The organism is Paraplanobispora takensis (assembly GCF_016863195.1).
GTDB classification, from domain to species: domain Bacteria; phylum Actinomycetota; class Actinomycetes; order Streptosporangiales; family Streptosporangiaceae; genus Planobispora; species Planobispora takensis.
Genome location: NZ_BOOK01000012.1, coordinates 73594 through 87682, shown reverse-complemented (window position 1 = coordinate 87682; position 14089 = coordinate 73594). Strand labels below are relative to the sequence as shown.

The following is a 14089-nucleotide window of genomic DNA, read 5'->3' as shown; positions in this document are numbered from 1 at the left end:
ACTCGTGCCAGCCCTCGAATGGAGCGACCTGGACCGACAGGCGGTCGATGTCGTACGGGCCCTGGCGATGGACGCAGTAGAGAAGGCGGGTTCGGGTCACCCCGGCACCGCGATGAGCCTGGCCCCCGCCGCGTATTTGCTTTTCCAGCGCACCATGCGACACGACCCCTCTGACCCGGCCTGGCCGGGCCGGGACCGTTTCGTCCTGTCGTGCGGCCACACGAGCCTGACGCTCTACATCCAGCTCTATCTGTCGGGTTACGGGCTGACCTTGCACGACCTGGAGATGCTGCGGCAGTGGGAGAGCCTGACGCCGGGCCACCCCGAGCACGGTCACACCGCCGGCGTGGAGACCACGACCGGCCCGCTCGGCCAGGGCATCGGCAACGCGGTCGGCATGGCGATGGCCGCCCGCCGCGAGCGCGGCCTGTTCGACCCGGACGCCGAGCCCGGCACCAGCCCCTTCGACCACATGATCTGGTGCTTCGCCTCCGAGGGCGACATCGAGGAGGGCGTCAGCCACGAGGTCAGCGCCCTGGCCGGTCACCAGAAGCTGGGCAACCTCGTCGTCGTCTTCGACAGCAACCACATCTCCATCGAGGACGACACCCAGATCGCGCTGAGCGAGGACGTCGTCAAGCGCTACGAGGCCTACGGCTGGCACGTCCAGACCGTCGACTGGACCCAGACCGGCGAGTACGCCGAGGACGTCCAGGCGCTGAACGAGGCCCTGGAGGCCGCCCGCCGGGTGACCGACAAGCCGTCGTTCATCCGACTGCGGACCATCATCGGCTGGCCCGCGCCCAACAAGCAGAACACCGGCAAGATCCACGGTTCGGCCCTGGGCGCCGAGGAGGTCGCGGCCACCAAGAAGGTCCTGGGCCTGGACCCGGCCAAGTCCTTCCACGTCCCCGACGAGGTGCTGGAGCACGCCCGCCAGGTCGTCCAGCGGGGCCGCGCCGTCCGCGCCGAGTGGGACAGGTCCTACGAGCGCTGGCGGGAGGCCAGCCCCGAGCGGGCCGCGCTGTTCGACCGCATCTCCCGGCGGGAGCTGCCCGACGGCTGGACCAAGGCGCTGCCGGCCTTCGAGACCGGCTCCTCCATGGCCACCCGCAAGGCCTCCGGCGAGGTGCTCAGCGCGCTCGCGCCGGTCCTGCCCGAGCTGTGGGGCGGCTCGGCCGACCTGGCCGAGTCCAACAACACCACCATGAAGGGCGAGCCGTCCTTCATCCCCGAGGAGTTCCAGACCAAGGAGTTCCCCGGCGGGCCGTACGGCCGGACGCTGCACTTCGGCATCCGCGAGCACGGCATGGGCTCGATCCTCAACGGCATCGCCCTGCACGGCGGCACCCGTCCCTACGGCGGCACGTTCCTGGTCTTCAGCGACTACATGCGCCCCGCCGTACGGCTCGCGGCGCTGATGAAGCTGCCGGTCACCTACGTGTGGACGCACGACTCCATCGGCCTGGGCGAGGACGGCCCGACCCACCAGCCGGTCGAGCACCTGTGGGCGCTGCGCGCCATCCCCGGCCTGGACGTGGTCCGCCCGGCCGACGCCAACGAGACCGCCGCCGCCTGGCGGGCCGTGCTGGAGCACACCGACCGCCCCGCCGCGCTCGCGCTGACCCGGCAGAACCTGCCGGTCTACGAGGGCACCGCGGACGCCTGCAAGGTCGCCAAGGGCGGCTACGTCCTGCAGGACGCCTCCGACGGCCAGCCCAGGGTGATCCTGATCGGCACCGGCTCGGAGGTCGAGCTCGCCGTCAACGCACGCGAGATCCTGGAGGCCGAGGGCATCCCGACCCGGGTCGTGTCGATGCCGTGCGTCGAGTGGTTCCACGCCCAGGACGCCGCCTACCGGCAGACCGTGCTGCCCCCGGCGGTGCGCGCCCGCGTCGCCGTGGAGGCGGGAATCTCGCTGGGGTGGCGTGAGTTCGTGGGAGACGAAGGGGTAGTGGTGAGCCTGGAGCACTTCGGCGCCTCCGCTCCCTACAAGACCCTTTACGAGCAGTTCGGCCTCACCGCCGAGCGCGTGGTTGCCGCGGCCAAGGGCAGCCTCGCCAAGACGGGCGCCGACAAGGGCGAGACGACGGGAAACTGATCATGAGTGAGATCCTGAAGAACCTCTCCGGCCAGGGCGTCTCCATCTGGCTGGACGACATCAGCCGCGAGCGCCTGCGCACCGGCAACCTGGAGGCCCTGATCCGGGACAAGCAGGTGGTCGGCGTCACCTCCAACCCGACGATCTTCGCCTCCGCCCTCAGCAAGGGCGACGCCTACGACACCCAGCTGCACGACCTGGCCATCCGCGGCGTGGACGTCGAGGAGGCGGTGCGCGTCATCACCACCTACGACATCCGCTGGGCCGCCGACGTGCTGCGGCCGGTCTACGACGCCACCTCCGGCGTCGACGGCCGGGTGTCCATCGAGGTGGACCCGCGCCTGGCCAGGGAGACCGCCAAGACGATCGCCGAGGCGCGCGCGCTGTGGTGGATGGTCGACCGGCCCAACCTGTTCATCAAGATCCCGGCGACGGTCGAGGGCCTGCCCGCGATCACCCAGGCCATCGCGGAGGGCATCAGCGTCAACGTCACGCTGATCTTCTCCCTGGAGCGCTACCGCGCGGTGATGGACGCCTGGCTGACCGGCCTGGAGCAGGCCAAGGCCGCGGGCCTGAACCTGGCGGAGATCGAGTCCGTGGCCTCCTTCTTCGTCAGCCGCGTCGACACCGAGATCGACAAGCGCCTGGACAAGGCGGACTCGCCGGAGGCGAAGGCGCTCAAGGGCAAGGCCGCAGTCGCCAACGCGCGCCTGGCCTTCGCCGCCTTCGAGGAAGTGATGAACTCCCCGCGCTGGCAGGAGCTGCGCGCCGCCGGGGCGCGGCCCCAGCGCCCGCTGTGGGCCTCCACCGGCACCAAGGACCCCAGCTACCCCGACACCCTCTACGTCGACGAGCTGGTCACCGCCGGCACGGTCAACACCATGCCGGAGAAGACCCTCGACGCCGTCGCCGACCACGGGAACCTCACCGGCGACACCGTCCGCGGCAGCTACGAGGAGGCCTGGAACACCATGGCCGCCCTCAAGGAGGCCGGCATCGACTACGACGACGTCGTACGGGCGCTGGAGGAGGAGGGCGTGCAGAAGTTCGAGGCGTCCTGGACCGAGCTCCTGGCCACCGTCAGCGCCGAGCTCCGGAAGGCGTGACGGCCATGTCAGTCTCCGTGACGTTCAACGAGGAGCGCCTGGCCGAGCTGGCCGCCGAGGAGACCCGCCGACTCGTCTCCGAGGGGGTCCACGAGGCCCTGGCGGGCGGCGACCCGGCGCTGTGGGGCGAGGACGCCCACGCCGAGGCGGCCATCCGCCTGGGCTGGCTCAACCTCCCCCTCACCAGCAGGGAGCTCCTGCCCGAGATCGGCAAGCTGGTCGAGCGCACCCGCGCCGAGGGCCTGGACCACGTGGTCCTGGCCGGCATGGGCGGCTCCTCCCTGGCCCCCGAGGTCATCTGCGCCACCGCCGACGTGCCGCTGACCGTGCTCGACACCACCGATCCCGCCCAGGTCGCGCGCGCCCTGGGCGACCGGATCGAGCGGACCGTCGTCGTGGTGGCCAGCAAGAGCGGCGGCACCGTCGAGACCGACAGCCACCGGCGCATCTACGAGCAGGCCTTCCGCGAGGCCGGCATCGACCCGGCCGGCCGGATCGTCGTGGTCACCGACCCCGGCTCGCCGCTGGAGCAGTCCGCGATCGAGGCGGGCTACCCGGTCATCCTCGCCGACCCCAACGTGGGCGGCCGCTACAGCGCCCTGTCGGCCTTCGGCCTGGTGCCCAGCGCGCTGGCCGGGGCCGATGTGGAGCAGCTGCTCGACGACGCCGCCGCGGTGCGGCCGCTGCTGGCCCAGGCCGAGGGCAACCCCGGCCTGGAGCTGGGCGCCGCCCTGGGCGCCGCCGCCGCGGCCGGGCGCGACAAGCTCCTCCTCGAGGACAGCATGTCGGAGATCAACGGTCTGCCCGACTGGATCGAGCAGCTGGTGGCCGAGTCCACCGGCAAGTCCGCCAAGGGCATCCTGCCGGTCGTCGGCGCCGACCCCAACGAGGCCGACGACGAACTGGTCGCCGGGATCGACTCCGACGGCTCGGTGACGGTCAGCGGCCCGCTGGGCGCGCAGTTCCTGGTCTGGGAGTACGCCACGGCGATCGCCGGGCGGGTGCTCGGCATAGACCCGTTCAACCAGCCGAACGTGACCGAGTCCAAGGAGAACACCGGCGCGCTGCTGTCCGCCGGCGAGCTGCCGTCCGGCACTCCGGCCCTGGTCGACGGTCCCGTCGAGGTGTACGGCGCCGAGGCCGAGGGCGCCAAGGACCTGATCGAGGTCTTCACCCGGCTGCTGCACGCCATCCCCGAGCGCGGCTACATGTCGATCATGACGTACCTCGACCGGGAGGCGGCCTTCGACGTCCCCGTGGCCGACGACGCCTCCTTCGAGGAGATGACCGACGCCTGGAGCGCGGCCGACCCGCTCACGCTGCGCGCCCTGCTGGCGCACCGGACCGACCGGCCCGTCACCTTCGGGTGGGGGCCCCGATTCCTGCACTCCACCGGCCAGTACCACAAGGGCGGGCCGCAGAACGGGGTGTTCCTGCAGATCACCGGGGCCAACGAGACAGACATCGAGGTGCCCGGCAAGCCGTACACCCTGGGCCGCCTGCAGCTCGCGCAGGCGCTGGGCGACCAGGGCGCCCTGGTCAAGCGGGCCCGCCCGACCGTACGGCTGCACCTGACCGACCGCGCCGCCGGTGTCGCGCGCCTGCTCCAGGCAGCACGGGAGCTCTGATGGCCGAGTCCAAGCCGCCGACGCACGCCGAGGACTCCGTGGCCATGGCGTCCACGGCGTCCGCGGCGGCGACCACCGGGATCACCGAGGAGATCGTGGCGGCCAACCCGCTGCGCGACCCGCGCGACAAGCGCCTGCCGCGGGTGGCGGGGCCGTGCGTGCTGGTGCTGTTCGGTGTGACCGGTGACCTGGCACGCAAGAAGCTGCTGCCGGCGATCTACGACCTGGCCAACCGGGGGCTGCTGCCCCCGGGCTTCTCCCTGGTGGGCTTCGCCCGCCGCGAGTGGCGCGACCAGGACTTCGCGCAGCTCACGCATGACGCGATCAAGCAGCACGCGCGCACGCCGTACCGCGAAGAGGTCTGGAAGCAGCTGTCGGAGGGCATCTTCTTCTGCCCGGGCGAGTTCACCGACGACGGCGCGTTCGACGCGCTGGCGATGATGCTCAAGGAGATCGACGAGACCCGGGGCACCGGCGGCAACTACGGCTTCTACCTGTCGGTGCCGCCGAAGTTCTTCCCGGTCGTGGTCCAGCAGCTCAAGCGGACCGATCTCGCGCACGGCCCGGAGGCGTCCTGGCGCCGCGTGGTGATCGAGAAGCCGTTCGGGCACGACCTGAAGAGCGCCCAGGAGCTCAACGCGATCACCAGCGCGGTCTTCCCGGAGAGCTCGGTCTTCCGCATCGACCACTATCTGGGCAAGGAGACCGTCCAGAACATCATGGCGCTGCGGTTCGCCAACAACCTGTTCGAGCCGATCTGGAACCGGGGTTACGTCGACCACGTCCAGATCACGATGGCCGAGGACATCGGCATCGGTGGCCGGGCGGGATACTACGACGGCATCGGCGCGGCCCGTGACGTGATCCAGAACCACCTGCTCCAGCTGCTGGCGCTGGTGGCGATGGAGGATCCGACCTCCTTCGGCGCGGACTCGCTGCGCCGGGAGAAGGAGAAGGTCCTCAAGGCCGTGCAGCTCCCGGGCGACCTGGCCCGCTCGACCGCCCGCGGCCGCTACGCCGCGGGCTGGCAGGGCGGTCAGCCGGTCGTCGGCTACACGGAGGAGGAGGGCATCCCCGACAACTCCATCACCGAGACCTACGCCGCCATCAAGGTGGAGATCGCCAACCGCCGCTGGGCCGGAGTGCCGTTCTACCTGCGCACCGGCAAGCGGCTGGGCCGCCGGGTGACCGAGGTCGCCGTGGTGTTCCAGAAGGCCCCGCACCTGCCGTTCAGCAAGGACGACACCGAGATCCTCGGGCACAACGCGCTGGTGATCCGGGTCCAGCCGGACGAGGGCATCACGGTGCGCTTCGGCTCCAAGGTGCCCGGCACCGCCATGGAGGTCAGGGACGTCTCGATGGACTTCGCCTACGGCGAGTCGTTCATGGAGTCCTCCCCCGAGGCCTACGAGCGGCTGCTGCTGGACGTGCTGATCGGCGACCCGCCGCTCTTCCCGCACCAGCGGGAGGTCGAGCTGTCCTGGAAGATCCTCGACCCGATCGAGGAGTTCTGGGCCTCCCAGGGCCCGCCGGAGGACTATCCGGCCGGCACCTGGGGTCCCGCCTCGGCCGACGAGATGATGGCGCGCGACGGGCGCGTGTGGAGGAGACTCTGAGATGACGAGTTTCATGCTCAGCGACACGACGGCGTCGAAGATCTCCTCCCAGCTCACCCACCTGCGCCACCAGATGGGCAGCCCGGCGGTCGGCATGGTGCTGACCCTGGTGGTGGTCTGCGACGAGAGCGGGCAGTACGACGCGGTGCGCGCCGCGACCGAGGCGGCCAGGGAGCACCCCTCCCGGATACTGGTCGTCATCGGCCGCGACCCCGATGAGCCGAACCGGCTGGACGCCGAGCTGCGCATCGGCGAGTCCACGCCGGGCGAGGTCATCCTGCTGCGGCTGTACGGCGAGCTGACCCGGCACGCCGACTCGGTGGTCAGCCCGCTGCTGCTCACCGACACGCCGGTGGTGGCCTGGTGGCCGCGCGAGAGCCCGGACGTCCCGGCCAAGGACGCGATCGGGCAGCTCGCCCTGCGCCGGATCATCGACGCCCGCCCGGCGTCCGATCCGGTCAAGGCGGTCGCCGGCCGCGCCCGCTCCTACGTCCCCGGGGACACCGACCTGGCCTGGACCCGGCTGACGCCGTGGCGCAGCCTGCTGGCCGCCGCGTTCGACCAGCCGGTCGGCAAGGTCAAGAAGGGCGTCGTGGAGGCCGCGTCCGGCAACGCCAGCGCACCGCTGCTGGCCGCCTGGCTCGCCGAACGGCTCGGCGCCCCGGTGAAGGTCGCCGACTCCGAGGGCCCCGGCCTGACCGGGGTGACGCTCACCACGGCCGAGGGCACCATCAAGATCACGCGTTCGGACGCCCGGCTGGCCACGCTCTCGCGTCCCGGCCAGCCCGACCGCCGGGTCGCCCTGACCCGCCGCACGACCGCGGAACTTCTGGCCGAGGAGATGCGCCGGCTCGACCCCGACGAGGTCTACGAGGCCGCGGTCCGGCGGATCGGCCGGGCCAACAGGTCCTCCTGACATCCGGCGGGCGCCCCGGTCGCGGGGCGCCCGCCGGTCGTCTTCCCGAGTCCCCGCGGCCGAAGACCCTTGAGATTTCCCGAAGACCCCCTGAGATTCCCGAAGACCCGTGAGTAAGAGAGAGCGTGCCGTGAGTGTTCCCAACGTCGTCGTCCACCGCGACGCCGACATGCTCGCCAAGGCCGTCGCCGCCCGGGTGATCACCCGCCTGGTCGACGTGCAGTCGGCCAGGGGTTCGGCCTCGCTGGTGCTGACCGGCGGCACCGTGGGCATCGCCACGCTGGCCCAGATCGCCGCCAGCCCGGCCCGCGACGCCGTCGACTGGCGCCGCCTGGACATCTGGTGGGGCGACGAGCGCTTCCTGCCCTCCGGCGACCCCGAGCGCAACGAGACCGGCGCCCGCAAGGCGCTGCTGGACCACGTCGACCTCGACCCCGAGCGCGTGCACGTGATGCGCGGCCCCGGCTCGGGGATGACCGCCGAGGAGTCCGCCGAGGCCTACACCGAGGAGCTGCGCCGGGCCGCGCGCCCCGAGGACCACGGCCCCGCGCCGTCCTTCGACGTGCTGATGCTGGGCATGGGCCCCGACGCCCACATCGCCTCGCTGTTCCCCGAGATGCCCGCGCTGCACGACACGCGCCCGGCGGTGGCCGTGCACGGCTCCCCCAAGCCGCCGCCCACCCGCATCAGCCTGAGCCTGCCGGTCATCCAGGGCGCGAACGAGGTGTGGGTGGTCGCGGCCGGCCAGGACAAGGCGGGAGCCGTACGGCTCGCGCTGTCGGACGCCGGACCGGTGCAGGTCCCGGCCGCCGGGGCCCGCGGCCGCCGGCGCACCCTGTTCCTGTTGGACCGCGCCGCCGCCGCCAAGATCCCCGCCTCCCTCGGCCGGATCTCCTCCCCCTGACCGTCCCCACCGGGCCGCTCCCGCCGGCGATCCGGCCGTGGATGACAACCCGCGGCCGGAATATTGCAGCAGGAATAAAAAATTCATTCCGTCAAGCCGCACCGGAAGAAATTCAAGCGAATACCCGCCGTCGAAAATCGAGGCCGGCGCGACGGCGGGTGATCACATTGAATTCCACGGGAAATCGGTCGTACCACATTCCGGCATCCGCCGAATCAATCGCACGGCGCAACAGGATGGAACCGCGGGGGTCCCCCGAGCTGCGGGGATATCACGGCGCATTCGCCCGGCCGCACTGCGGAGCGGGGGAAACCCCACAACAGGAAAGGCGGCCGCCGTCAATCCGGACAGCCGCCCTTCCCGTTGGATCGATGCATCGGGGACATGATACCGCCGTAAACGATCACTCTAAGTGATCTTCGTCGCGGGCGCTTGTAGGGCGATCTTTGATCACTTACCTTCCAGGTGATCACTTCGCTCACCCCCCAAGGAGCCGCACGTGCGCCGATTAGCGAGCACCGCCGCCATCGCGGTGGCGTTCCTCCCCCTGATCTTCCCCACGGCATCCGCCTCCGCCTCGGCCCGCACCACCGAGGACCCCGACCCGGTCCCGGTCCAGCAGGTCGGCCCCGGTCAGTACCTCTCCGACACCGGCGTCTTCAAAATCAGCGAAACCGACGTGTCGGCCGGTCTGATCGGCCGCAAGCACGGTGTGATCGCCGTGGACGGCGGCCTGGCCCGCCCGCAGTCGGCTCCCCCCGCCCGTCCCGACCTCTCGGTCTTCGGCCCCGGCTGGCAGGCGGAGTTCCTCGGCGGGACGATCAACCGGAAGCTGGAGGTCCAGAGCGGCGCCGTCCTCGTCACCGACCTCGCCGAGGGCGAGAGCGTCCGCTACGAGCTGCGCAGCAGCGTCTCCTTCCCCGGCGGCGGCGGCGTCCAGCGCTACGAGGCCCCCGACGGGTCCAAGGTCACCGAGACGACCCGGTGGGATTCGGCGGCCGGGGCGATGCGCACCTCGATCTCCGAGACGGTCGCGACGAAGCTCGGCGACCAGCAGTTGGAGGAGGGCGACGACGCCTTCACCGACGCCGACGGCGCCCCGCTCAGCTCGGCGGCGCTCAACCTGACCTACAGCTGGACCCGGCTGGACGGCCTGCAGAGCGCCGACACCTGGAGGGTGACGGGCCTGGGCAACACCGCCCACGGCACCTCATCGGTGGGGTACGACGCCCAGGGGCGGGTCAGCACCATCAGGGAGCCGGCCGCCGGCGACGTCCCCGAGGAACTGCTGACCGTCCACTACGCCACGGCGACCACCGCCACCGCCGCCGCGTTCGGCGACTACGCGGGCCGGCTCAAGGAGATCACGATCACCTCCGGCGCCACGGCCCCGCAGACCGTGGCCCGCTACGGGTACGACCCGTCCGGCCTGCTCCGTACCATGATCAACCCCAGCACGGACGCCTCCCCCCAGGCGACCTACGCCTACGACGCGGTCGGACGCCTGTCCTCCGTCGACTCGCGCGACCTCGGCGGCTGGCAGCTGTCCTTCGCGGCGGGCAGCGCGGTTCCCACCGCGACCTCCACCGATCCCGGCAGACCGGTTCCCGGCGGTCCCATCCAGGGATACGACCCCGACACCACCGGACCGGCCCCGGGCGAGTTCCTCCCCGGCGACGTCTCCGGCGTCCAGGCCAATCCCCGGACCTGCTACTACGCCTATACGTGGCTGTGGTACACCAGGGCCGAATGCTACTCGGCCTGGGTGGCGCACTACGGCTGGAGGAAGCCGGCCTGGAAGCAGCTTCCCACCCGCGCCTGGGTCGTGGGCATCAAACACGACCACTGCACGTCGGCTCCGGACAAGCCCTCGGGCTTCGACTTCCGCTCGGCCTGCGACATGCACGACTACGGTTACGGGCTGATCGGCAACGTCTACCGGCACTACATCCGCTGGCTCGACATCGGCCGCAAACTCGATGTCGACAGCTTGTTCCACGTCACTCTGCGCGACTACACCTGTCCCGCGTACTCGAAGATCAAGAGGCCCCTCTGCAGGAGCTACGCGTACACCTACTGGAAAGCGGTCAAGGCCAGAGGCAACCCCCGCAACGGTGCGAACGCGACTCCGGTCGACACCTGATCACCCCTCCCGGGTCGACACCTGATCAACCCTCCTGAACCACGCTGAGCGTGGCGGCCGGACGGCGGGCCCCCGCCGTCCGGCCGGTGCAGGCACGCCCCCGGTCAGCTCTCCATGAAGCATGGGTCTCTTCGCTCTTAGGCGGAACTTGCATGAAAAAATCGATCATCTCCTGCGTCGTCATGGCGCTGGCGGCCACGGCAATCGCAGGAATCGGGAGCGCACCGGCCGCTGCCGCGCCGGTGAGCACGCATGGGCAGGCCGCTTCGGCGCCCCCGCAGGTGGATCAGGGATTACGCGAGCGGGTCGCCGGCGGCGGCCGGGTCAGGGTGAACGTCGTCACCAGGACCCGGCAGGAGATGCCGGACGCGGCGAGCTCCGGCCGGGTGCTGCAGAGGCTGTCCCGGCTGCCGGTGGTCACTTTGAGCGTGGACCAGGCGGCGCTGGATCGGCTGACCCGCCTGCCGGGCGTGGTCAGCGTCACCGAGGACCGGCCGGTGCCACCGGTGCTGACCCAGAGCGTCTCGCTGATCGGCGGGGACCGCACCCGGGAGGCGGGCATGACCGGCGCGGGGAGCGTGGTGGCCGTGCTGGACACCGGCGTCGCCGTCAACCACCCCTTCCTGCGGGGCCGGGTGGTCGCCGAGGCGTGCTTCTCGCCCTCCGATCCCGACTACTCCGCATCCAGTCTCTGCCCCGGCGGCGCCGACCAGCAGGAAGGGGCCGGGGCGGCCGACGCGGAGAGCGGGCCGTGCGCGGACGCGGCCCTCGACTGCGACCACGGCACGCACGTGGCCGGGATCGTGGCCGGTGACGGCCAGAACCTCGCCGGCGCCCCGCCCGCCGGCGTCGCCCCCGCGGCCGAGCTCGTCGCGATCCAGGTGTTCAGCAAGTTCGAGTCGGAGGACTTCTGCGGACCGGGGGCCGCGCCGTGCGTGCTGAGCTTCACCAGCGCCCAGCTGGCGGGACTGGACAAGGTCCTGCAGCTCAAGGAGAGCGGGACGCCGGTGGTGGCCGCCAACCTGAGCCTGGGCGGGGGCCGCTACACCGCGCCGTGTGACGACGACCCGCGCAAGCAGGCCATCGACGACCTCCTGGCGGCCGGGGTGGCCACGGTCGTGGCGGCCGGCAACGACGGGTTCGGCGACGCGGTGAACGCGCCCGCCTGCGTGTCCTCGGCTGTCACGGTGGGCAGCACCACCGTCCAGGACGAGGTGTCCGGCTTCAGCAACCGCGGCCCGCTGCTGGACGTGTTCGCCCCCGGGACGGCGATCGTCTCCTCGATGCCCGGCGGCGGATGGGCGCCGATGAGCGGCACCTCGATGGCCGCCCCGCACGTGACCGGGGCCTTCGCGGTGCTCCGCCAGGCCTTCCTCGGCAAGACGGTGGCGGAGCTGGAGACGGCCATGAAGACCACCGGCAAGGCCGTCGCCTACGCGGGCGCCACCACTCCGCGGCTCCAGCTCGACGACGCGGCCCTGGGGGCGGGGCCCGGCCCGGAGCCGGCGTCCCCTGCCACCTACGACAACCGGACCGAGTACGCCATCCCCGACCAGGGCGTCGCGGAGTCGCGGACCCAGGTGGAGGGGATCTTCGGCAACGCCCCGGCCGTACTCGAGGTGTACACCGACGTGCACCACTCCTGGCGGGGCGACCTGAAGATCGATCTCATCGGCCCGAACGGCAAGGTGTATCCGCTGCGGGCACCCGCCCCCAAGGACGACGGGGACTTCATCCACGAGACCTACCGGGTGGACGCCAGCGCCTCGCCGGCCGTCGGAACGTGGAGACTCCGCGTCCAGGACGTCAAGAAGAACGACACCGGACGCATCTTCGGATGGATGCTGGCATTCCCCCAGTTCGGCAACGGCACCGAGTACGACATCCCCGACCGGGGCACCGCGCAGTCGTCCATCACGGTGGGCGGCATGTCCGGCAACGCCCCGGCCGTCACGACGGTCTACGTCGACGTCCATCACTCCTGGCGGGGCGACCTGAAGATCGATCTCATCGGCCCGAACGGCCGGGTGTACCCGCTGCGGGCACCCGCCCCCAAGGACGGCGGAGACGTCATCGAGGAGACCTACCGGGTGGACGCCGGTGCCTCGCCGATGAACGGGACGTGGAGGCTCCGCGTCGAAGACGTCACGGCGGGCGACTCGGGCCACATCGCCGGATGGGTGCTGACGTTCTAGGCGTGTCTCCTGAGCAGGTGAACGGGCCCCCGGGCGCATCCGCGCCCGGGGGCCCGGGCATCGCCGGGGAGGTGAAGCTCTCAGGCGGGACTTGCCGGAGAAGTGAAGCTCTCAGGCCGGGGCGGCGGCTGCCGATGGGCAGTCACAGGCCGGTGATCCCGCACGGGCCGATCACCGGCCGCGGGGCCCGTCCGCCGTCGCGGCGCCTGACATGCCGGTCGCCGCGGACCTCTCCACCTCCACCCGATCCCGCGGCATTCGTCCGATCTCCGCGGTCCGCCCGCCGATCCCGCCTTCCGAGGAGGCACCCCGATGACAGCCCCGCTCCCGCCGCCCGGCTCCGGCGCCGACATCTACGGCCTGGCCGCGCCGACCCTCGCCGACGCGCGTACCGCGCTGGTGGCGGTGTACGGCGAGCCGGACGCCCGGCGGATATGGATCGAGCTGCTCGACCGGGCGCAGATGACCGGCGCCGAGACCGGCGAGGCCGCCCTGGAGCGGTTCATCCAGGTGATGCGCGACCACCATCCGGTCACCGCCCTGTGCGGGCGCTCCCTGAACATCCGGCTGCACAGCTACCGGCGGCTGGCCGCCGCCTACGACATGACCGGGAGCGAGAAGTGAACACCGATCTGACCGCCCTGACCGGCCTGGAGCGGCTCACCGAGGTCGCCTCCTACGACCTGGCCGACCCCGGGCTGCGTGCCGCGCTGGACACGATCACCCGCCGCACCGCCGAGCGGCTCGGGCAGCCGATCTCGCTGGTCACCGTCCTGCTCGACAGCGTCCAGCTGTTCGCCGGCACGCACGGCCTGCCCGACAGCTGGATCACCGAGCTCGGCGGCACCCCCGGCGAGTGGGCCTTCTGCGCCGAGGTGGTGCGCAGCGGCCGGCCGTACACGGTGACGGACCTGTCGGCCGACCCGGTCCAGCACGACAACCCGATGGTGGTCGTCGAGGGCGCGCGCAGCTACGCCGGGGTTCCGCTGATCGCCCCCGGCGGCCAGATCCTTGGCGGGCACTGCGTCATCGGCGTCGAGCCGCACGAGTACGGCGAGGCCGACGTCGAGGTCCTGCGGGAGACCGCCGGGGAGATCGTCCGGCTGCTCCAGCGGTACCGGCACACCGTCCCGGAGGCCGCCGCCTGCGGGTGATGGACACCCTGACATCCGTGAGCTTCGGCCCGGGCCTTCTCCAAGGCCCGGGCCGAAGTGGTTTTCAGGGGAGGAGCGCCCCGCCGTCCACACGCGCCGGGCCCTCTTCGAGAGCCGGGCCGTCGCGGTTTCACCGGCGGGACGAGCGCACCCGCCCTGCAACCGTCGATGGACTTTGGTCCCCTCAACAACGGCGGGCACCTTCCGATCGGAAGGGTGCGACACGCCCAGGCGGCTCGGCCGGATGGGCGGGGCGCTCTTCCCCGGATCTGTTCCGGGCCCCCAGCCCCTCGCGGGCGCACCGGCTCCGCCCGGAGACGACCGCG

At 71.6% G+C, this 14089-nt stretch carries 10 protein-coding genes; all 10 read left to right on the top strand.

Features of this window, described 5'->3' with window-relative positions; all coding sequences use genetic code 11:
- The first annotated feature begins 67 nt into the window (after positions 1 to 67).
- The 10 genes from tkt to Pta02_RS09285 all read left to right on the top strand — a co-directional run bounded on the left by tkt (position 68) and on the right by Pta02_RS09285 (position 13763).
- Positions 68 to 2101 (top strand): transketolase, encoded by a 2034-nt coding sequence (gene tkt, locus Pta02_RS09330; RefSeq protein WP_239130039.1) that lies wholly within the window; start codon positions 68 to 70, stop codon positions 2099 to 2101.
- A gap of 2 nt (positions 2102 to 2103) precedes the next feature.
- Complete coding sequence (tal, locus tag Pta02_RS09325) at positions 2104 to 3207, top strand: transaldolase (protein ID WP_203874313.1); 1104 nt, start codon at positions 2104 to 2106, stop codon at positions 3205 to 3207.
- 5 nt (positions 3208 to 3212) lie between these two features.
- Positions 3213 to 4835 (top strand): phosphoglucose isomerase-related protein, encoded by a 1623-nt coding sequence (locus Pta02_RS09320; RefSeq protein WP_203874312.1) that lies wholly within the window; start codon positions 3213 to 3215, stop codon positions 4833 to 4835.
- Positions 4836 to 4879: 44 nt separating this feature from the next.
- Entirely contained in the window at positions 4880 to 6451 is a 1572-nt protein-coding gene (gene zwf, locus Pta02_RS09315; protein ID WP_203874353.1) for a glucose-6-phosphate dehydrogenase, read from the top strand.
- Between the two features lies 1 nt (position 6452).
- Complete coding sequence (locus tag Pta02_RS09310; protein WP_203874311.1) at positions 6453 to 7367, top strand: glucose-6-phosphate dehydrogenase assembly protein OpcA; 915 nt, start codon at positions 6453 to 6455, stop codon at positions 7365 to 7367.
- A 130-nt stretch (positions 7368 to 7497) separates the two neighbouring features.
- Positions 7498 to 8271 (top strand): 6-phosphogluconolactonase, encoded by a 774-nt coding sequence (pgl, locus tag Pta02_RS09305; protein ID WP_203874310.1) that lies wholly within the window; start codon positions 7498 to 7500, stop codon positions 8269 to 8271.
- A 499-nt stretch (positions 8272 to 8770) separates the two neighbouring features.
- Positions 8771 to 10414, top strand: coding sequence for a phospholipase A2 (locus Pta02_RS09300; protein WP_203874309.1), 1644 nt, complete (start codon positions 8771 to 8773; stop codon positions 10412 to 10414).
- A gap of 152 nt (positions 10415 to 10566) precedes the next feature.
- Positions 10567 to 12609: a S8 family serine peptidase gene (locus Pta02_RS09295; RefSeq protein WP_203874308.1), complete on the top strand. Its 2043-nt coding sequence runs from the start codon at positions 10567 to 10569 to the stop codon at positions 12607 to 12609.
- A gap of 312 nt (positions 12610 to 12921) precedes the next feature.
- Positions 12922 to 13233, top strand: coding sequence for a hypothetical protein (locus tag Pta02_RS09290; RefSeq protein ID WP_203874307.1), 312 nt, complete (start codon positions 12922 to 12924; stop codon positions 13231 to 13233).
- The gene (locus tag Pta02_RS09285; protein WP_203874306.1) at positions 13230 to 13763 is read left to right on the top strand and encodes a GAF domain-containing protein; all 534 of its coding nucleotides are present in this window, start codon (positions 13230 to 13232) and stop codon (positions 13761 to 13763) included. Before Pta02_RS09290 ends, Pta02_RS09285 begins: the two co-directional genes overlap by 4 nt.
- Positions 13764 to 14089 lie beyond the last annotated feature (326 nt).

Coding starts and splice junctions, on each gene's coding strand:
- Pta02_RS09290 (WP_203874307.1), top strand. CDS start 12,922: ATGACAGCCCCGCTCCCGCCGCCCGGCTCCGGCGCCGACATCTACGGC.
- tkt (WP_239130039.1), top strand. CDS start 68: ATGGACGCAGTAGAGAAGGCGGGTTCGGGTCACCCCGGCACCGCGATG.
- Pta02_RS09320 (WP_203874312.1), top strand. CDS start 3,213: ATGTCAGTCTCCGTGACGTTCAACGAGGAGCGCCTGGCCGAGCTGGCC.
- Pta02_RS09295 (WP_203874308.1), top strand. CDS start 10,567: ATGAAAAAATCGATCATCTCCTGCGTCGTCATGGCGCTGGCGGCCACG.
- tal (WP_203874313.1), top strand. CDS start 2,104: ATGAGTGAGATCCTGAAGAACCTCTCCGGCCAGGGCGTCTCCATCTGG.
- zwf (WP_203874353.1), top strand. CDS start 4,880: ATGGCGTCCACGGCGTCCGCGGCGGCGACCACCGGGATCACCGAGGAG.
- Pta02_RS09310 (WP_203874311.1), top strand. CDS start 6,453: ATGACGAGTTTCATGCTCAGCGACACGACGGCGTCGAAGATCTCCTCC.